Genomic DNA, 19622 nt, shown 5'->3' with positions numbered 1-19622 from the left:
TGGGGTTTTCCGAACCGTCGGCGTTTCATCGGGCGTTCAAGAAGTGGACAGGGTTGACGCCAGGGGCTTACCGGGCGCAGGAGAGCTAGAGGTGTGTTGCCAATGCCGGCCCCTTCGCGAGCAAGCCCGCTGCCACATTCGACCGCATTCCTACAGGATAAACGCGGTTAAATGTGGGAGCGGGCTTGCTCGCGAAGGGGCCAGTGGAGTCAACAGAGATCACAAGGCCGGAAAGTGAATTTTGAACGCCGCACCGCCCAGCGGTGAATCCCCAAGGGTCAGCCGCGCGCTGTAACTTTCAATAATGTCCTTGACCACCGCCAGGCCGATGCCCTGCCCCGGGTGCTGACGGTCCAGCCGTTCACCCCTTTGCAGAATCCGCGCACGCTGATCGGGCGGCACACCTGGGCCGTCATCCTCAATGCACAGCTCGGTGCCTTCAAGGTTTTCGCTCAGGCTGATACGCACTTCACTCAGGCATAGCCGATAAGCATTTTCCAGCAAGTTGCCGAGCATTTCGAGCAAGGCACCTTTCTCGATCGGCACATCGCACTCGAGCGGCAACTCGAAGGTCACCGTCACGCGCTTGTCGCGATAAACCTTGTCCAGCGTGTCACACAGGCTTTGCAGCACCGGCTCCAGGCGCACCTGGTGGCGCACCAACCCGCTTTTGCGCAGGCTGGCACGCTGCAATTGGTAGCCGATCTGCTGGCTCATGCGCTCGATCTGCGATTGCAACACCCAGGCCTGGCCGCGGTCCTCGGGGCGCTGGGCCATGTCTTCGCTCACGCCCTGCAACACCGCCAGCGGGGTTTTCAGGCTGTGGGCCAAGTCGTCGAGGGAGTCGCGGTAACGCGCCCGTTGTTCGCGCTCGCTGTGCAGCAAACGGTTGAGGGAGCCGGTGAGACGCAGCAGTTCGCGGGGGTGTTCTTCAGACAGGCTTTCGCGGGTGCCGCCTTCGATCTGGTCAAGTTCCTGGCTCAAGCGCCGCAGGGCTTGCAGGCCCCAGGTCAGGCCCAGCCACAATAAGGTCAGCAACACCAGCAACGCCGCGCCGAATCCAAGGTAAAGGTTTTCCTGCAGGCCTTCGAGGGTCAGTTGGTATTCGCGCACCGGTTGCAGGGCGACGATACTGAACGCCGCGCTCTTGCCGCCCAGCAGCTTGACCTCGACGTCATACACGAAAAACTCCTGGCCATTGGCCTCGCGGATACGTGCAAACTCATTACCGCGCCCGTCGTAGCGCGGCTTGTAGTTGATGTTTTCTTCCCGGGTCGCCCGTGAGCGCCATACCAGGTGGCCTTCACGGTCGTAGATATAGCCGAGCAAGCGGCTGTCGGTGAGGTTAAAACGTTCATCCGGCAACTGCGCCGGCATCAACAAGCGGTTGTTCTCAACCCGCGCGGCGGAAATCAGCGTGGTCACGTCCGAGGCCAGGCGCTGCTCGATAGAATCCTGCAGCGCCAGGCTGAACGCGCCTTGCATGGCCGGCAATAAGCCCAGCATAAACAGCACGGCCAGGGTGGTGGCCGCGAGCATCAAGCGCACACGTAACGAGCGAATCAACGGCAGCGCTCATTGAACAGGTAACCCAAGCCGCGCACGGTGTCGATCGGCTTGAACCCGGCCGGACCTTCGAGCTTGCGGCGCAGGCGCCCGACCAGCACTTCGATCACATTCGGATCACGCTCGTCGTCATCGGGGTAGAGCTGTTCCATCAAGCGGTCCTTGGCGACCACTTGCTGATGGTGACGCATCAAATATTCAAGAATCCGATATTCGTAAGCGGTCAGCGCCAACGGCTGCTCATCCAGGGACGCTTGCTTGCGATTGAGGTCCAGCAGCAAAGGCCCGGCAACGATGGTCGACTGAGTGAAACCGCTGGAGCGGCGCAGCAAGGCGTTCATCCGCGCCTCCAGTTCTTCGAACTGGAACGGTTTGACCACGTAGTCGTCAGCGCCGGCGGCCAGGCCTTCGACCTTGTCCTGCCAGTTGCCGCGCGCGGTGAGGATCAGGATTGGGAAAGTCTTGGCCTGGCTGCGCAATTGGCGGATCAGGTCCAGGCCGCCCATACCGGGCAGGCCCAGGTCGATAATGGCCAGGTCATGGTTGAATTGGCCGGTCTGGTACAGGGCTTCCTCGGCATTGGCCACGGCTTCGACCACGTGGCCGCTGTCGGTCAGGCGGGTGAACAGGTGATGACGCAACAGCGCCTCATCTTCCACGACCAGCAATTTCATAAGGCTCTCCAAAGCGATTCAACTGTCCGACAGGGGCATATCATAGCGGCCCTGCACGTCTTGCGGGCGCAGTTTAATGCCATTGTATTGGCCCGTCAGGTGTTCGTAGCCGGTGCGGTAGGCCGGTTGCGGATTTGCCTGGCCCAGGGACCGGCCCCACGGCGCGGCTTGGCTGCCCGCGTCTTCGAAGCTGACACGATGGATCAGGTTGCTGGGCTTCTTGGTTTTCTCGCCACCAAATGCCGCAAAAGCGCCGTCCGAAGCCTGGGCCCCGGCAGCGGCACTGAGCATGGTTAACGCCAACATCAGCTGTTTGATCGCAGTCATGGTGCTTACCTCTACGCGTTTGGCTGTTGAAGCCAGACTACGCAAGCGCCCCTGAACTCCCCCTGAACGGGCTCTGAACCTGGCCTGAACCGTTTCGGACTATCCACTGGCGCGCCAACTGAAGCAAAATACCGCGCATGACGCCCCTACCCGCTTGCTGCACCCCACTCGATGCCCACTGGCCACTGCCCGTTCCGTTGCCGGGCACGGTGTTTCTGAGCACGCGATTCGACCCGGCCTTATTAGTCGCCGGTGATTTCCAGCGCAGCGCCGTGCCGCCACCGGCCAGCATCCAGCGCTCAGTGGCCAAGCGCCAGGCCGAGTTCCTCGCCGGCCGCCTGTGCGCCCGCGCAGCACTGCAACAGCTCGACCACCTGGATTGCGTGCCGGCCATCGGCGAAGACCGTGCGCCGGTGTGGCCCGGGCATATCAGCGGTTCCATCACCCACAGCACCGGGCATGCGGCGGCGATTGTCGGGCACAAGGCGCAATGGCGCGGGCTGGGGATGGACCTGGAGAATGTGCTGACTCTTGAACGGGCGGAGCGCCTGGCCGGTGAAATTCTCACCGCCGATGAATTACAGCGCATGGCCGCCTTGCCCCGCGAGCAGATCGCCTTGCTGGTGACGCTGACGTTCTCGGTCAAGGAAAGCCTGTTCAAGGCGCTCTACCCGATCGTGCAAAAGCGCTTCTACTTTGAGCATGCCGAGGTGTTGGAGTGGTCGCAGGCTGGGTATGTGCGGCTGCGGTTGCTGACGGATTTGTCTGCAAAGTGGTGCCATGGCACGGAATTGGAGGGGCAGTTTGTGGTGGACGGGGAGCAGTTGTTGAGCCTGGTGGCTGTCCGCGCCTGATCTACCGTTATCGCAGGCAAGCCAGCGCCCACAGGAGAATGCATTCCAACTGTGGGAGCCGGCTTGCCCGCGATAGCAGTGTCAGGGTTTATCCTGATCCCGCGGCCAACTCAGGCTAAAGCATGCCCCGCCCAAATTGTTGCTCTTGCTGATCAACGCCCGCCCGCCGTGCCAATAGATAATCCGTCGCACAATCGACAAACCCAGGCCATGCCCGCCCGACGCACGGGTGCGGCTGTCGTCCAGACGCAGAAATGGCGTAAAGATCCGCTCCCAGGCGCTTTCCGGCACGCCGGGCCCGTCATCTTCCACATCGATGCGACAACGCACCTGGCCCACCTGATAACTGATCAACACCTGGCCCTGGGCATGGCGCATGGCATTGCTCACCAGGTTTTGCAGGGCCCGGTGCAAGTAGCGCGGCTCAGCGTCGACCCAGGCGTCGTCCCAATGTGCCGACGACAGACAAATGCCGCGAGCCACGCTGACCTGTGCACGCAGTGGCGATAATTCGCCGATCACCTGATCGAGTAACGCATTGAGGTCGACGCGCTGGAAATTCAGCGCCGGCGCGCCCTGCTCCAGGCGTGCGTAGGTGAGCATTTCGTCCACCAGACCGTCCAAGTCCTGGATGTCGCTGTCCATGCCTTCCAGATATTTGCGCCGCGCCTCAGGGGTGGCGGCGTCGCCGATCATCTCCAGGCCAAAGCGCAGGCGTGCCACCGGGGTGCGCAGCTCGTGGGAGACCGCGCGCACCAGTTCGCGCTGAATCGCCAGCAATTGCTGCAAGTGCTCGGCCATGCCATTAAAGGCAGCCGCCAAGCGCCCCACCGAGTCGGCACCCCGAGCCGGTACGCGAACCTCGAGGTTGCCTTTGGCAATGCGGGTGGCCGCCGCCTCCAGGCCTTTGAGGCGTCGCTCAAGCTGACGCACCAGTAAATAGACGATCAAACCAATCAGCGTCAGGCTGATCAGCGCGATCAGGATCAGCCATTGCGGCGGGTAAGGGCTCATTTGATACAGCGGGCCGATCTCCAGTACCCACGGCGTACCGACCATGCCGGCAAACACACGGATTGAATCGCCGCCCTTGCCCAAGGCCATCACCGTATCGCCTTCCGACACTCGACGCCGCTGGTCGTCGTCCATGTCCGCCGCATCCAGGGTCATGAGGTGCATGTCAAAACCAAAACCCTTGGCTTCCTTGATATCTGCCAGTTTCTGCGGCTGCTCGGCGACCGGGAAGCGCACCAGTTCGTCCGCCAGCAGGTAAATAGTCGCGCGGGCCAATTGTTCGCTGATCTGCTGGACTTCGCCGGTGAGTACCAGTTGCGACTGCTCACTGACCAGACGCAGCACCCGCGCCGCATGCGGCCCGGTCTGCTCCACCAGTACCTGGCCGCGTTGCAGGCGAGTGCGTTGGCCCAGGTCCAACTGCGCATCGGCCAGCGGGCGCAATTCCAGAGGGATGCCCAACAAACGCTCCCACACCGCCAGGGCGCGCTGGCGCTCGATCGGGCTCATGGGTTGCAGGTTGTCGCCCATCAGCGCAAAAGTGCCGTGGGCCAGGCGCTCACGGTACTGGCCGCTGCGCACTTCATTGAGCAGGTGCAAGGCCAGCACGCCCAGCAACGCCACCAGCACCAGGGCCGCGCACATGCCGCCGTAGATGCGCAGAAAGATCGAGTTCACAGCGGCATATCGGCGGCGGCTTCGGGGACGAACAGGTAGCCCTTGCTGCGAATGGTCTTGATCAGCCGTGGGTGGATCGGGTCGTCGCCGATTTTCGGTCGAATGCGTGAGATACGCACGTCAATGGAGCGGTCCTGGCCGTCGTAGCCAATACCGCGCAGGGCGATAAAGATTTCTTCGCGCGACAGAATGCGCCCGGCATTGGCGACCAACAGCCACAACAGGTCGAACTCGGCGCTGGTCAACTCGATGCCGCCCTCGTGCAGCCAGGCTTCGCGCAGGGCGTTGTCCACCACCAATGGGCCAAATTGCAGGCGGCGCTGGTTTTCCACAGCAGCAGGTTCCGCTGGCTCGCTGCGCCGCAGCAAGGCCTGGATACGTGCCAGCAACAAGCGCGGGCGCACGGGCTTACACACATAGTCGTCGGCGCCCATGTCCAGGCCAAGCACCTGGTCCATGTCGTCAGTGCGTGCGGTGAGCATCAGAATCACGCCGTCATAGCGCTCGCGGACTTTGCGGCAGATGCTCAGGCCATCTTCGCCGGGCAGCATCAGGTCGAGGATCACCAGGTCAGGCTGTTCGGCGATGATGCGGGCCGCAGCCAGGGCGCCATCGCTTTCTACCGACACCTGCAAGCCGTTGCTCTCCAGGTATTCACGGGTCAACTCGGCCAATCGCTCGTCGTCCTCGACAATCAATATTTGCCAGGTTTCTTGCTCCATGCGCTACCTCGCTTCTAATTATTGTCACGTACGGGAAGCACACTATTGCCTCTATTGAAGGCCGATTGTAGCCACGGGCCAGGCGTTGAGCACAAGCCGGTAAATCCATTCGGTGATCGCATTTTTTTGTGATAGGGTTCGCGCCCCCAAAATTCCAATCGGCTGTTTTTACCTTGGAATATTCAGTGACAAACGGCGCAATCCAGCCGCACTGCGGCCTACACGGGCGTTCCATGTTTCATACACATTTTACCCACAGCGTTATCCACAGGTAGTGCGTTGCTAAGACCCCAAAAACGCATTATCTTGTAGCTCGGCGCTGAAAAAACCCTACATGTAGGGTTTCAAGCGAAAAACCAAACACAGATCAGACAAGAAACTCAAGTGCTTTCTTGCTTCCGTTTGGTTGAACCAAAGCATTTTTTCAAAGCCCAAACCGCGCACGCGGATGGCAGCCGTTTTCCAGCCACAAGGGCGAAAAACGGTACGGGTGTTGCAGTACTTGAAGCGAGCAACTGTCACCCAACAGGAATACGGCGCAGGGTTCTTTAAAGGCCCGAGCCGAAGACTTCGGCATGGAAGCGGCGCGATGAGCTCCCTTCCTCCTGTCCCGAAGTTGTTATGCCAGGCCAAGGCCTGTTGTAAGTGCTTCAGGACGGAACGGTGGGCACCGTGATGGTGCCCAAATAAATATAGAATGTGGAGACAACCCCCCATGCAAACCGACACAACTCGCGAGAACCCGCAGGGCTCCGTGCCGCAGGCCGCTGATTCGAACCTGGATCTGTCCGCCACTGCACCTGGCCAATTGCGCGTGATCAAGCGTAACGGCACTGTCGTTCCTTACACCGATGACAAAATCACCGTCGCCATCACCAAAGCGTTTCTTGCAGTTGAAGGCGGCACCGCTGCTGCCTCGTCGCGCATCCACGACACCGTTGCCCGCCTGACCGAACAAGTCAGCGCAACCTTCAAGCGTCGCATGCCTTCGGGCGGCACCATCCACATCGAAGAAATCCAGGACCAGGTTGAACTGGCCCTGATGCGTGCCGGCGAGCAGAAAGTGGCGCGCGACTACGTGATCTACCGTGACGCCCGTTCCAAGGAACGCGCTGTACGTACCCCGGCTGAAGAAGCTGCCGTACAAGCGCACCCGTCGATCCGCATCACCCTGGCTGACGGTACGTTTGCGCCGCTGGACCTGGGCCGTCTGAACACCATCATCACCGAGGCCTGCGAAGGCCTGGCAGAAGTCGACGGTGACCTGATCCAGCGCGAAACCCTGAAAAACCTGTACGACGGCGTGGCCCTGACCGACGTCAACACCGCCCTGGTGATGACCGCCCGTACCCTGGTTGAACGTGAGCCGAACTACTCGTTCGTGACCGCGCGCCTGCTGATGGACACCCTGCGCGCCGAAGGCCTGGGCTTCCTCGGCGTCGCCGACAGCGCGACTCACCACGAGATGGTTGACCTGTACGCCAAGGCCCTGCCGGCCTACATCGCCAAGGGTATCGAATTCGAATTGCTGAACCCGATCCTGGCCACCTTTGACCTGGAAAAACTCGGCAAGGCGATCAACCACGAGCGCGACCAGCAGTTCACTTACCTGGGCCTGCAAACCCTGTACGACCGTTACTTCATCCACAAGGACGGTATCCGCTTCGAACTGCCGCAAGTGTTCTTCATGCGCGTGGCCATGGGCCTGGCGATCGAAGAGAAGCACAAAGAAGACCGCGCCATCGAGTTCTACAACCTGTTGTCGTCTTTCGACTACATGTCGTCGACCCCGACGCTGTTCAACGCCGGCACTCTGCGTCCACAGCTGTCGAGCTGCTACCTGACCACTGTGCCGGATGACCTGTCGGGCATCTACCACGCGATCCACGACAACGCCATGTTGTCCAAATTCGCTGGCGGCCTGGGTAACGACTGGACCCCGGTGCGTGCACTGGGTTCGTACATCAAGGGCACCAACGGCAAGTCCCAAGGCGTCGTGCCGTTCCTCAAGGTAGTGAACGACACCGCCGTTGCGGTTAACCAGGGTGGCAAGCGTAAAGGCGCTGTGTGTGCCTACCTGGAAACCTGGCACATGGACATTGAAGAGTTCATCGAGCTGCGCAAGAACACCGGTGATGACCGTCGCCGGACCCACGACATGAACACTGCCAACTGGATCCCTGACCTGTTCATGAAGCGCGTCTTCGATGACGGCCCGTGGACCCTGTTCTCGCCATCCGAAGTACCGGACCTGCACGACCTGACCGGCAAGGCCTTCGAAGAGCGTTACGAGTACTACGAAGCCCTGTCCCAGTACCCGGGCAAGATCAAGCTGTTCAAGACCATCCAGGCCAAAGACCTGTGGCGCAAAATGCTGTCCATGCTGTTCGAAACCGGCCACCCATGGTTGACCTTCAAAGACCCGTGCAACCTGCGCAGCCCGCAGCAGCACGTGGGCGTGGTCCACAGCTCGAACCTGTGCACCGAGATCACCTTGAACACCAACAAGGACGAGATCGCCGTTTGCAACCTGGGCTCGATCAACCTGCCGAACCACATCGTCAACGGCAAGCTGGACACCGTGAAGCTTGCACGCACCGTGAACACCGCGGTTCGTATGCTCGATAACGTCATCGACATCAACTACTACTCGGTGCCACAGGCGCAGAACTCCAACTTCAAGCACCGCCCTGTCGGCCTTGGCATCATGGGCTTCCAGGACGCGCTGTACCTGCAGCACATTCCTTACGGTTCGGACGCTGCAGTCGAGTTCGCCGACAAGTCCATGGAAGCGGTCAGCTACTACGCGATCCAGGCTTCCTGCGACCTGGCCGACGAGCGCGGTGCGTACGAGACGTTCCAGGGTTCGCTGTGGTCCAAAGGCATCCTGCCGCTGGATTCGCAACAGATCCTGATCGAGCAACGTGGTCAGAAGTACATCGACGTTGACCTGAACGAATCCCTGGACTGGGCGCCGGTACGTGCCCGTGTGCAGAAAGGCATTCGTAACTCCAACATCATGGCCATCGCACCGACCGCGACCATCGCCAACATCACTGGCGTATCGCAGTCGATCGAACCGACCTACCAGAACCTGTATGTGAAATCGAACCTGTCGGGCGAATTCACCGTGATCAACCCGTACCTGGTTCGCGACCTCAAAGCCCGCGGCCTGTGGGACTCGGTCATGATCAACGACCTGAAGTACTACGACGGTTCGGTGCAGCAGATCGAGCGCATCCCGCAAGAACTCAAAGAGCTCTACGCGACGGCCTTCGAAGTGGATACCAAGTGGATCGTTGACGCCGCCAGCCGTCGTCAGAAGTGGATCGACCAGGCTCAGTCGCTGAACCTGTACATCGCCGGCGCTTCGGGCAAGAAGCTCGACGTGACCTACCGCATGGCGTGGTACCGTGGCCTGAAAACCACTTACTACCTCCGTGCCCTGGCCGCGACCAGCACCGAAAAGTCGACCATCAACACCGGTAAGCTGAACGCTGTTTCCAGCGGCAACCACGGTGATGACTCGGTACTCGCAGCACCTGCCGGCCCAGCTCCGGTGCCAAAGGCTTGCGCGATTGACGAGCCGGATTGCGAAGCTTGCCAATAGCAATCATAAGTTTTAAAACGTATACATCCTAAAAAGTAATACCCTCCAACCCCAAGAAAAACAAGGGGTTGGAGGGTTTACCTGCCGTATACCCATCCCTATACTCGCCGGCCTATCTAGCTCACAGGTCGGAAGCGTATACATTGGTCAGTTACTCCATCAGATCTTTCACTGCATCCGACGACCTGCCCATGGCTGTGCTCGTTGATCAGGAAGGTCGCCCCCTCTTCCTTCCCAATATCTATGTAACGCTCAGATATCGAGATGTAGGTCTTGCCGTAACCACAATTGAGAAAGTGCTCCGCTCATTGGGTATGGCCTACCTGTGGGCAATTTCCCGGAAACTCGATTTCGACCAGATCCTTCGATCAGAGACGTTTCTATCGATTGAACAGTGTGAGGATCTAGCATTCTTCCTTCGTCTTGATCGCGGTGCCCAAGACCAGATCGTTGAGGAGTCGCTGGATGCTCGACCACGCATGATTGTGCGATTGGAGCAGGTGCGTAGTGGGGGTACTCCGAGCGTACATAGAACAATGATTTCTGCAACGGAAGGTGGTTACCGCATCCGGACTGTGGCGAACTTTCTAGAATTCAATCACGAGCGAATCAGCCCAAAGGCATCAGATAAGCCCCGCAAAGACCTCGCCAAAGCGCGTGAAAAGGCCATAGCTGCCTTGCGAGCCCAAGAGCCCAGGGCGAAGACCGCCGAGGAAGGTGACGCCCCAGAGGGGCTTTCTGAAGACGTGATGGATGCCCTGGACGCCGCGTTTGAGCCAGGATCCGAAACCAACCCATTTCAATCTGATTTTCATCAGTATCGGAATCACTTGATGTACCGAATTTTCTCTGAGACCGCGATCAGGCGCAGTGAGCTTCGATACATACGAGTCGATGACATCAATCATGCAGCACGCCGTGTACGTGCCCGAGTATCGAAGACCGTTGCGCGGACGCTGCCCATATCTGAGCAAACCGCATACGACTTTCACGACTTCGTCATGAAGTACTGGAGCCAAATTCCAGCTAGGGCGAGGAAACATGGCTATCTCTTCACCACCGCCGATGGCGACCATTTGTCCTTAGGGGCAATCAATCTCGCTTTCAGGGAGCTTCGCCGCAAAAATAATCTGCCCGCCAGCGTGGCTCCGCACGCTCTTCGGCGTACTTGGAATGATCGTTTAAGCAGGAAGATAGATAGCCTTCCGCCTGAGAAACGGATGCAAGCGGGCGAAGAGAAGCAGATGAGGAACCGTCTGAATGGTTGGTCGAAAAAGTCTTCCATGGAAGCACGTTACTCCAGCCGGCACATCCGGGAAAAATCGGACAAGATCGCTGAAAGCCTGGCTAACGAGTTGCGTGAAAAAAATAAAGGTGATTCGAAATGACCGTCACAATTAACGCTGTCCATAAAGACGAACCGAATTCTAATGCGAAGACCGACAAAGTTGTATTACTCGATGGCCGGATTATCGAGCTCAGCATAGGTCGGCTTCTCAAGGTTGTTGATCGCGACGGGAATCTTCGCTCTCTGAACTTCGATATTCTTTCGCTTGGAAACACGCTGCATGAAAGCATGTATCGGGCGATCAAAAACACGCTATCCACACACAGCCTTTCATATAACACCACTATTTTGAGTGCGGTGAGTAATTGGTTTCAACTGCCAGAAATGGCTAGTAAAACTCAAATTGACATTTCGGAGATCAATCGCCTTAACGAGATCTCAGCGAACTACCGACCTTTCGTAATCCCTTTGTTACGCCGAATATCAGCCTTGGGCATGCCCGGCCTGTCAGCTCAGGTCTATGATTTTTTAGAGCACCCGTTTAAGTGGGAAGAACAAGGCACCGGCGCATACTTCGGGTTGCTCACCAATGATCCTGAAAGAGGCGCGCTCACCGAGCAAGAGATCCACAACATCCACCATCAACTTAATAGGGCATTTTCCAGTGGAGCCATCGACCAAGCCGACTACACAATCTGCTGGTTCTTCATTGGCACTGGCGTCAGGCCCGCCCAAGCTCACAGGATGAAAAAGAAAGACGTCATCATCCATGACAGAAATGGTATGGAGGTGACTCTCAGGGTTCCGTTGGCGAAGGGAGAAATGACCACGTCTCAGGAGTACTGGGTACGTCGAGCCCCTACGGTTCTAGCAGAATGCCTGATCAACTACCTAGATGCATATCCATCGGCAGATGATGCGGGCACCGATGATCCGTTATTCACCGAGCCTTCCTCCAACGCGCTGGGGCAGCGCATGAGCTCGATCATCCGAAAGCTGAATACCTACTCCGAGCGCCTTGGTACGAAGATCGCGATTACACCTTACCGCTTCAGGTACACCCTAGCTACCAGAGCTCTGGCTCAGGGGGCATCAGATTATGAGGTGGCTCGCCTGCTCACGCATCGAAGCACCTCCTGCATTCAGTACTACAGGGCGTCTATGCCAGAGCTTCAGAATCCTATCCGAGAGGCTCTTGGCAAGGAAATGAGCTACTTCGCAAGGGCGTTCCAGGGGAAGGCGATTTCCGGCCTCCATGAGGCCACTAGGGCAGGCGACCCTGATGCCGTAATCAGCGATTTCATGAGGCTCATGGGGATGCCCGTGGGCGCTTGCGGCACGCGCGCTGAATGCCACCAGAACGCCCCAGTTGCGTGTCTGGCGGGATGTGCTCATTTCGAGCCTTTGCTGAGCGCGCCTTGGGAGGCTTTGATGGCTTCTCTGGTGGAAGATCAAGAGCTCGAAACAGAGCCGAGGATCCGCCAAATCAATCACAGTGCAATGTCGGCAATCCAGCAGATCATTACCATCCGCGACACATCGGAAGAAGCAATTTAAATGGGCGAAATCGTACACTTCGTTGGTAGAGATGAGCTGACCGCTCAGGAAAACCTGGATTCGTTCATTTCACACGCTAAGGCTAATTTTCCTTTCATCAATGTTATTTGGGAAGATAACAGCTGGGATATCTCGACCTTCATTATCGGAAGAGCCCAGGGCAAAACGAAGAAAATTGCACATTTCAAATCTCTGCGGGACGAATCTGGCAACAAATCAACCGTCCAGATTCCATTCGAGGTCGATTTTTTACCATTCGCGAAATCCACATTTAGTGAGGTCATGCGTCGATTGCGCTTAGCCGAATTCAAAAGGCACTTATACGCACTACAGGCGATTGAACAGGCGTTAATTGATTGCAAGCGCAGACCGTGCATCACGCAACTTACGCCGATAGTGCTCGATAAGGCTGCTGACTTGTTGAAAGCCAGATTTACGGATGCTTGGGCGACGGCAAGGGTTCTCGAACGGATTGTGACTGAAGTGGTAAATCCTGCTCGCCTCACTCCAAATCTTTTGGAGTGGAAGAGTCCGATTGGTTACAAGGCACCTGTAAGGAATGACAGGGTTGCGACAAAAGAATCTGAAAAAGCGGTCGCCAGACTCCCTCCTCTCGAATCAATACTGGCATTGGCGGAGATTCATCACACCAGTAACCATGTGTCGGACAAGCTGACAACCGCATTTGTCTCTCTTGCGATGTACGCCCCAAGCAGGTCGGCCGAAATTCTGAGCCTTCCAGTTGATTGCATCCGATCAGCAGACACCAAAGAAGGCCCTATCATGGGCATTGCCTGGGCACCCGCCAAAGGGGCAGGAGCAATGACGAAATTTGCTGCCTCCGATGAGTTCGAGGCGGTCGTAGAAAAGACAGTCAATTATCTGGTGGATCTTGGCGCCCCCGCCAGAAAGGCTGCGGGTTGGTATACCGCAAACCCAGCGAAACTCTATCTCCCGCCTGGGACGGAACACCTGCGTAACCAGCCGATAACGCTTTACGAGGCCGCTATCATTTTGGGCAAGACAACCCCGATTCAAGGCTCTCACGCGCCTAGATATGCCTTGGTAAAACGTGAGGATCGCACCACTGATAAATCACGAATGGGGCCAGAATCACAGCAGGCTCGCTGGGTTGCGCTCTACGAATTTGAATCGCTTGAAAACTTCGTTCTGGCAAAGCTTCCAGACGCTTTTCCAATCTTGGATGGCCATACCGGCCTAAAGTGGCACGAGGCACTATGGGTACTGCCTGAAAACATCCTCCGGCCCAACGCCGAGCCTTTACTACATGTGCCTTCGCCGCTGTCGACGAATCAATTCAATAACCAGCTAGGGGCCAATCCTGGCGGGGTTACGATTTTCAGCCGAAACGGCAAGGTGAACTCAGATGGCAGCCCCATCGCGATCACCACACACGATTTTCGCCACTTGTTGAATACTCTCGCCCAGAGCAAGCACTTGAGCGAATCGCTCATTGCATTTTGGTCTGGGCGCAAGAGCGTCAAACAGAACGAATGGTATGACCACCTGCCTCAAGAGGCATTCATTGAGGCTTATCTCAAGCTCGGGGCCAATGAGCGCCCTCTCGTCATTGAAGGTCATCTCGAAGCCAAAGTGGACTCGATAGCCATTGCTCATGGGCTCACCCGCGAGCAGGCCCTTAAAATTGAGCTAGGAGCGACTCACCGTACCCGCTACGGCATTTGCCGTCATGACCATGCACTCACCCCCTGCCCGAAGGACAAGGACTGCGTGAACTGTGGAGAGCACACATTTACGAAGGGCGACAAACGTCATCATGACGAAGCTGAGTTCCAGTTTAAGCTGCATGAAAAAGCTGTAAGAGATGCAAAGAGCGCTCATGAACGAGGTGAGCCTGGGGCCTCTCGCTGGCTTAATCTGCACATTCCGAAGCTCGAACGCTGGCAGCTTGTTCTCAACAAGCTGAATGATCCGGCCATACCAGACGGGGCATTCATCACGTTACCTCCTCCCGAGAATTCGCAGTCGAAGGCCGGCTTAGCCCAGGCTGTCAGGATTATTAACCAAGACGTCCATTCGCCTGCGCCATTCGTGGCGAGTGCGGATGTAGATTCCGACGCAGATGAGAAACTGTTACTAGATATGGGTTTTTTCTAAATGGGTGCGCCAAAACTAAACGATTCCGGTATCGACAAGGCGGTACGACTGCTGGATGGCTGGGTCGGAAAACTGACTTGGGATCGCTACCTTGCCATGTTAGAGGTCGAGATTGGGCACAAGTACACCAAGGCGGCAATGCTCCGGCACCCACGCATCAAATCGGCCTGGGATCACGCTAAGGAGCGCGCAAAGGATGACACCGGAGTAAGCGTTTCTCGAAGCGCAGTTGAGACAAATAAGGCTCTGGAGCGCATCAAGCTCCTGGAGACTCGGGTCGAACGCTTAACTCGTGAAAACAACGCTCTCTTGGAGCAATTTGTGCGGTGGAGCCACAACGCAGTACGGGGAGGCCTCAACCTGGATGACCTCGACCGGCCTCTGCCATATGCCAAGCCAAAAGAAATTCGGTAGCCTCGTTGACGGGAAGGTGTGTTCGCCAGTGAGTCTGCACCGGATGCCCCCCTGATCGCCGGGCCGCCCTCGGTCAAGTACCTAAAAGGCAAGCCCGATCCGGAGATGCATCAGACTAAAAAAGACAATAAGCGGCACTTCGGGATGAAGCCCCACATTGCGGGGTAAGGCCACGATGGGTCTTTTGTGCGCCCGGACTCAAGCACGGTGCAGTGCGAAGAACTGCTGCAAGCCTTCTACCGCGCCGAGCTGAAAACTCTAATCCGCAAGTCGCTATGCGATCATGTCATCTGCCAATGGTTCTAGGGCTCTTGATTCGGAGGGATGAGCTTCCATTGGCTCGGTAGCCTCTCGGTTTGTTTCGTCAACATAGCGGCGCATCACGATGTAGGACGATCAGCTCAACAACGGTGGGGAAGTGGAGAAAAACTGGATTATTCAGAATTATGGCTCAGCCATAATTATTGCTTAGTCATAATTTTTTACTTCAAAAAGCTTCTGTTTTAATCGGAGCAACGCGCCGTCAAAAAGCAGAGCGCGCAGCTTGGCTTCAAATTCGATTTCTTTCTTGAGGCCAGCATCACCTTTCAGCACCTCGAGAGCTTGGAGCCGTTCGGCGAGGTTTTTTTTCGAGCTGGCGGAATTCGGCGAGTTTAGACATGACGTGCCTCATGGATAATATTTGATGAGTTGTATTCAGGCCTTAGTCACTTGAAAGGTAACGAGACGCTGAATTTTACGAGGCAAGCAATCGAAATGGCCTTACTCATATACATCTAAATCTGTGATTTTCTTAACTTCTGTTTTTGACACTACAATACCAACACTATTTTTGGCTCGAGTTAGAGCGACGTAAAATTTGCTCCGGGCAGCTTGTGTTAACTCTGCGTCATTATTGCACATCCATTTCACCATCGGTGCGGATGGATAAATAAGTACACGACCTAGGGTCAGCCCTTTAGACTTTCCAAAATTCATAGACTTATAATTCGAGTCAGTCTCTGTTTTGATGCTGTCACGCAATTGAACCGGTTGAAAAGATTCAAGGTATTGCCCCAACTTTTCTTTAACCACTAAAAAAACCCCATCGTGCCCCGTAACATCTCGATTTCCAGAGGTCGCAGGATTCATGTTTGGGAAAAGTTTGTTGGAGTAATCGCAAATGGCGGGGGCACACCGATGATTAACCTGAAGAGAGGTATCGTCAATATCTATACCAAGCCTTTCATCAAGAAAAAAATTAACAATAGCTGATTTCACATACTTCTTATTCTTTCTAGAGTTATTAGTAGCATAGGTCGCCTGCCTTGGATCCCCGACCAATAGCACGTCAGAATCTATTTTAAAAAGTAAATCCAATACCTCAAGATCGTAGCCGGCCAGGTCTTGCACTTCATCTATATAAATTTTTTCATAGCAACGGCGAATCCGTTCAAAAACCAACCCCTTTGAAGCTTCTTGCAACCTTACTACAAGCTGGGCCAGCTTATCAGAATATATTCTTTTATCTTCGGTAAAATAAAACTTTTCAAAATCATCCTCTCCCCAATATACAGGGAACATTTTACCTTGAAACTTCAACCCTGATCTTCCACTTACCAAAAGCATGCCTTTGGTATCAAAATCAAAAAGACAGCCCTGAAAAGGCTTTACACCATGCCTTATCAAAAAGGAAAACCACGTAATAATATCAACACTGGCTGGGACACATCCATTAAGCTGGATAATTTTCGAACGAATCTCGTGCTCACATGCTTCGGTGAATGTTGTGATTAAAACGCGCTTACCAGCTTTTGCATCGTCGACTGCACTTTTCACTATCAGATTAGTTTTTCCCGACCCTGCTGAAGCGATCACTAATCGATTCATTTTATTGAGTCCAAGATATAATCTGGGTAGGCAATTTCGAGCTTTGAGTCAAACACTTTAAGAGCACACTCTGTTTTATTTGCCCTCATATGGACTTGCAACCCTTGATCATCGAGATAGGCAGTCCCTAGCACCAAATTCATTTTTGCCAACCCGTTAGACTTAATAAGTTTTGGCTCAAGAGTATTATAATTAAATGGCTTCCCGCCAATCATTAGCGCGCCTACATCCACAACACTATCATAGCATATATCAATATAAGGCTTCTTCTTAGCCCCCAAATACTCGCTATACTTCTTCAGAAGCGCAGGGACATCACCATCATTATCAGTCACAACGCTCACTTGTTTTTCTAGCTTTTCTGCTATCTCTAAAAAGCGTAAAAATGAAATACCAACGGAAATTACTTCAACGCAATTCTCGATGGGTAGTGCTCCATGGATGTCCTTATATGCCTTTTGAACCACCAACTCATCTGAATCACCCTCCACCAATATCGCTTTTTTGCAGAGAACAAGTCTCAAAGTATCATAACCCGAAATCTTTTCAAAAAAAGACCAAGTACCAAGCGACAACTTATTCAGCCGTAATGTTTTTTTATTATCCAATAATATCAAGGAGTTCAAGCCCAATTTATTCGCCACAAAGCTGCTATGCGTTGTAACAATCACCTGCTTCTTAATACAACTAACTTTTATCGTATTTATAAGCTGATTGAGTTTTGAATGTGAAAGATGATTTTCCGGTTCTTCAATAAGCACAACACTTGCTTCTTTCGCCTTCTCATGAGCCAGAGCAAGATTAGTCTTAACAATGCTCTGTTCTCCCTTCCCAATAAAGTGAAAAGGAATTTCATTCAGATAAGTCATCAATCCACTTTCCCAAGCATTCTTGGAGGAAAGCTCGACTGAAATTTTGATTTCCTTGTCGGTAATCTTACTAGCAACCGTTATTTTTTTATTTATCGCATCAATCGCTGGCGCTCCCATAAAGGTTTCTTTCATCTGCCTATGCGATTGCGATACACTTACGATCTCCTCGGGGGATAGCAAATCCTTGACAATTCTACCTATATAGACATCAGAGCCATTTTGATACCGCGCCGATGTAGAATCTATATACGCACACTTTATAGGTATACTTCTAGCTGTAATCAACTCCCTGGAAAAACTCTTCCAAATTACATGATAATACTCAATTGGAAGAGTTTTAAGCTCGCCAGCAGCGATAAGCGCCTCGTACTCCGCACGATACTCTTCGTTAAACTCTATTGAGACATGAATCCCTGACGAAGCAATTCGATCCCTATTGAAATCACCCGATAGCATAGGCTCCTCATCCGTGAGGTATAGCTCGATAAGGATTTGTGGCGGTGATTCCGGCGCGCCACCTTTTAGACTATCAAGATAATTTCTGACCGAGGTCTCATTAAAAAGATACTGATTTAACTCCCCCCTCAGTGGACGATTGATGTAAAAACCGGTCAATGCGAGATTTATAGCTTCTAGTATTGTAGACTTTCCAGCCTCATTATCACCAACAACAATATTTAGCCCTTCAGTAAACTCAACTTCAAACCGCTCTTTGAAGCTCTTAAAATTCTCCACCAACAATTTCGTTATGCGCATATAGCCTCCATGCTCATATTAGTTATAAATCTTCTTAACTCGCCCACCAAAACCAAGCGATCTATAAAGCAAAGTGACCACACCTATATTCGAGCTAATTTCCAGAGCCTGTGCTCCTCACGCAACGTCGCTTCCGCTGCATCAATACCTTCTTTGTACGTTGGTAGCACAGACCACTTTATCGACATAACACTAGCATCTCGAATTAACTTCCAAGCTGCATAATCATGAAAAGGATTCAAACCAATTATATTTCCTGCCAAGAGATCCTTCGGTTCAGGGGACTGCATAATTGCTCCCATCAGAGCAATCGCGGACTCAAACTCCCATTGTGTGACATAAAGCAAAAGCGCGCAGAACGCCAACAATGCGTTAGAGCTCACACCCCATCGAATAGCGTGATATTTATTCTGCAGTCCGAACTCGGGACACTCACGGGCGAAAAATACGGCCAACTCTATAGTAGAGCTGTAATACGGTTGGAGAATAGACACATCAAACATTTCAGATTGTCTATAACGAGTTATCAGTTCCTTAGCACGACTGGCTACTTGAGAGCTAGTTTTGAGACTGTCAAGCTGAGTAAGCAATGACCCATTATCTCTAATAAATCTACTTATAGCAGCATGACGCCAATTAAAGGACGGTATTTCACCATAGGGTGGGGAAAACTCACTTAATGCAGGCGCTCTAGATGAGGGCATAGAAGCAATATAGTCAATATTCTCCTCGGCACAAGTTACAACAAACCGGCTTTTTTGCTTATTTTCAAAAAACCATTGCCTCATGGCTCGAATGTCTGCTTGAGAGAACATGCCTTGTTCTATACCAATACAAACCAAATACCTTATATACCGTGTTTCTCTGTTTCTCGGCCCGCCCAATGCAACCAGACTTTCCACTCCCTTACTTTCACGGTCGGCGAGTTCAAAATCACAGTAACGGAGATGCCCATTATTCTGTTCCCCGGGTTGAAATCGAAAGTGAGCTTGGCGCAAGGCCTTACCGGAGCGTTTAGCTACAGCCCCACTAATCAAGGTAGCTCCAGCGACGCCACATGATGGACATCGAATATCCTTCTTTATCCACTCTCGCCAAAGAGGGTCTAGACCGTCTAATTGATGCAATGGAACAGGAGATGCCCCCTTCCCCATTTTCGCTAGCAATTGCTCCACATCAAGTTCACAACGAAAGTACGTCGAATACGCAGTTGTTGGCACGGCTACCATCCTTGTGTGGTTGACTCGCTAGAAGCTAGGAAAAATCAGCTCCGCTAGTATCA

At 54.0% G+C, this 19622-nt stretch carries 15 protein-coding genes and 2 pseudogenes; 8 read left to right on the top strand and 9 right to left on the bottom strand.

Translation table 11 applies throughout. The annotated features are described in order from the left end of the window. Positions 1–89: helix-turn-helix domain-containing protein (locus tag E0F99_RS14955; protein ID WP_130908807.1), on the top strand; the 89-nt coding region annotated here is incomplete at its 5' end. 130 nt (positions 90–219) lie between these two features. Here the strand turns inward: E0F99_RS14955 and E0F99_RS14950 are convergent. Genes E0F99_RS14950 through E0F99_RS14940 form a run of 3 tightly spaced genes read right to left on the bottom strand, consistent with a single transcriptional unit; the run spans position 220 to position 2567 of the window. After that, positions 220–1566, bottom strand: coding sequence for an ATP-binding protein (locus E0F99_RS14950; protein WP_083357187.1), 1347 nt, complete (start codon positions 1564–1566; stop codon positions 220–222). Further along, complete coding sequence (locus E0F99_RS14945) at positions 1563–2240, bottom strand: response regulator (protein ID WP_017138377.1); 678 nt, start codon at positions 2238–2240, stop codon at positions 1563–1565. The genes E0F99_RS14950 and E0F99_RS14945 overlap by 4 nt, the downstream gene beginning before the upstream one ends. 18 nt (positions 2241–2258) lie before the next feature. Further along, entirely contained in the window at positions 2259–2567 is a 309-nt protein-coding gene (locus E0F99_RS14940) for a hypothetical protein (protein WP_083357186.1), read from the bottom strand. Between the two features lie 137 nt (positions 2568–2704). Here E0F99_RS14940 and E0F99_RS14935 point away from each other — a divergent pair, with 137 nt between their 5' ends. Beyond that, positions 2705–3421: a 4'-phosphopantetheinyl transferase family protein gene (locus tag E0F99_RS14935; RefSeq protein WP_083357185.1), complete on the top strand. Its 717-nt coding sequence runs from the start codon at positions 2705–2707 to the stop codon at positions 3419–3421. A gap of 81 nt (positions 3422–3502) precedes the next feature. On the opposite strand, the gene E0F99_RS14930 is transcribed toward E0F99_RS14935, so the two are convergent. Both E0F99_RS14930 and E0F99_RS14925 read right to left on the bottom strand, forming a co-directional pair. Further along, complete coding sequence (locus E0F99_RS14930; protein ID WP_083357184.1) at positions 3503–5113, bottom strand: ATP-binding protein; 1611 nt, start codon at positions 5111–5113, stop codon at positions 3503–3505. Continuing rightward, positions 5110–5835: a response regulator gene (locus E0F99_RS14925; RefSeq protein WP_083357183.1), complete on the bottom strand. Its 726-nt coding sequence runs from the start codon at positions 5833–5835 to the stop codon at positions 5110–5112. The genes E0F99_RS14930 and E0F99_RS14925 overlap by 4 nt, the downstream gene beginning before the upstream one ends. Before the next feature lie 715 nt (positions 5836–6550). On the opposite strand from E0F99_RS14925, the gene E0F99_RS14920 reads away from it, so the two are divergent. The 6 genes and pseudogenes from E0F99_RS14920 to E0F99_RS14895 all read left to right on the top strand — a co-directional run. After that, positions 6551–9445: a ribonucleoside-diphosphate reductase subunit alpha gene (locus tag E0F99_RS14920; RefSeq protein ID WP_083357182.1), complete on the top strand. Its 2895-nt coding sequence runs from the start codon at positions 6551–6553 to the stop codon at positions 9443–9445. A gap of 191 nt (positions 9446–9636) precedes the next feature. Beyond that, the gene (locus E0F99_RS14915; protein ID WP_165447617.1) at positions 9637–10833 is read left to right on the top strand and encodes a tyrosine-type recombinase/integrase; all 1197 of its coding nucleotides are present in this window, start codon (positions 9637–9639) and stop codon (positions 10831–10833) included. After that, on the top strand, positions 10830–12290 hold the full coding sequence (locus E0F99_RS14910) for a site-specific integrase (protein WP_083357181.1): 1461 nt from the start codon (positions 10830–10832) through the stop codon (positions 12288–12290). The genes E0F99_RS14915 and E0F99_RS14910 overlap by 4 nt, the downstream gene beginning before the upstream one ends. Next, positions 12291–14429 (top strand): hypothetical protein, encoded by a 2139-nt coding sequence (locus E0F99_RS14905; protein WP_173667109.1) that lies wholly within the window; start codon positions 12291–12293, stop codon positions 14427–14429. Then, positions 14430–14843: a hypothetical protein gene (locus E0F99_RS14900; RefSeq protein ID WP_083357180.1), complete on the top strand. Its 414-nt coding sequence runs from the start codon at positions 14430–14432 to the stop codon at positions 14841–14843. Between the two features lie 42 nt (positions 14844–14885). After that, a pseudogene (locus E0F99_RS14895) lies at positions 14886–15002 on the top strand (IS5/IS1182 family transposase); the annotation flags it as partial. Between the two features lie 369 nt (positions 15003–15371). Here E0F99_RS14895 and E0F99_RS14890 read toward each other — a convergent pair. The 4 genes and pseudogenes from E0F99_RS14890 to E0F99_RS14875 form a co-directional block, all read right to left on the bottom strand. Beyond that, positions 15372–15504, bottom strand: a pseudogene (locus tag E0F99_RS14890) (transcriptional regulator); the annotation flags it as partial. A 101-nt stretch (positions 15505–15605) separates the two neighbouring features. Further along, on the bottom strand, positions 15606–16712 hold the full coding sequence (locus E0F99_RS14885; protein WP_083357179.1) for a UvrD-helicase domain-containing protein: 1107 nt from the start codon (positions 16710–16712) through the stop codon (positions 15606–15608). Further along, positions 16709–18340, bottom strand: coding sequence for an ATP-dependent nuclease (locus tag E0F99_RS14880; protein ID WP_083357178.1), 1632 nt, complete (start codon positions 18338–18340; stop codon positions 16709–16711). Before E0F99_RS14880 ends, E0F99_RS14885 begins: the two co-directional genes overlap by 4 nt. An 83-nt stretch (positions 18341–18423) precedes the next feature. Further along, positions 18424–19560: a hypothetical protein gene (locus E0F99_RS14875; RefSeq protein WP_130908804.1), complete on the bottom strand. Its 1137-nt coding sequence runs from the start codon at positions 19558–19560 to the stop codon at positions 18424–18426. Between the last annotated feature and the right edge of the window lie 62 nt (positions 19561–19622).

The sequence above is a fragment of the Pseudomonas antarctica genome (assembly GCF_900624995.1).
In the GTDB taxonomy this organism is placed as follows: Bacteria; Pseudomonadota; Gammaproteobacteria; order Pseudomonadales; family Pseudomonadaceae; genus Aquipseudomonas; species Aquipseudomonas antarctica.
Note: the sequence above shows the minus strand (reverse complement) of the source record. Positions and strands in the feature narration are given on the sequence as shown.

Coding starts and splice junctions, on each gene's coding strand:
- E0F99_RS14945 (WP_017138377.1), bottom strand. CDS start 2,240: ATGAAATTGCTGGTCGTGGAAGATGAGGCGCTGTTGCGTCATCACCTG.
- E0F99_RS14940 (WP_083357186.1), bottom strand. CDS start 2,567: ATGACTGCGATCAAACAGCTGATGTTGGCGTTAACCATGCTCAGTGCC.
- E0F99_RS14880 (WP_083357178.1), bottom strand. CDS start 18,340: ATGCGCATAACGAAATTGTTGGTGGAGAATTTTAAGAGCTTCAAAGAG.
- E0F99_RS14900 (WP_083357180.1), top strand. CDS start 14,430: ATGGGTGCGCCAAAACTAAACGATTCCGGTATCGACAAGGCGGTACGA.
- E0F99_RS14885 (WP_083357179.1), bottom strand. CDS start 16,712: ATGAATCGATTAGTGATCGCTTCAGCAGGGTCGGGAAAAACTAATCTG.
- E0F99_RS14905 (WP_173667109.1), top strand. CDS start 12,291: ATGGGCGAAATCGTACACTTCGTTGGTAGAGATGAGCTGACCGCTCAG.
- E0F99_RS14915 (WP_165447617.1), top strand. CDS start 9,637: ATGGCTGTGCTCGTTGATCAGGAAGGTCGCCCCCTCTTCCTTCCCAAT.
- E0F99_RS14925 (WP_083357183.1), bottom strand. CDS start 5,835: ATGGAGCAAGAAACCTGGCAAATATTGATTGTCGAGGACGACGAGCGA.
- E0F99_RS14920 (WP_083357182.1), top strand. CDS start 6,551: ATGCAAACCGACACAACTCGCGAGAACCCGCAGGGCTCCGTGCCGCAG.
- E0F99_RS14935 (WP_083357185.1), top strand. CDS start 2,705: ATGACGCCCCTACCCGCTTGCTGCACCCCACTCGATGCCCACTGGCCA.
- E0F99_RS14910 (WP_083357181.1), top strand. CDS start 10,830: ATGACCGTCACAATTAACGCTGTCCATAAAGACGAACCGAATTCTAAT.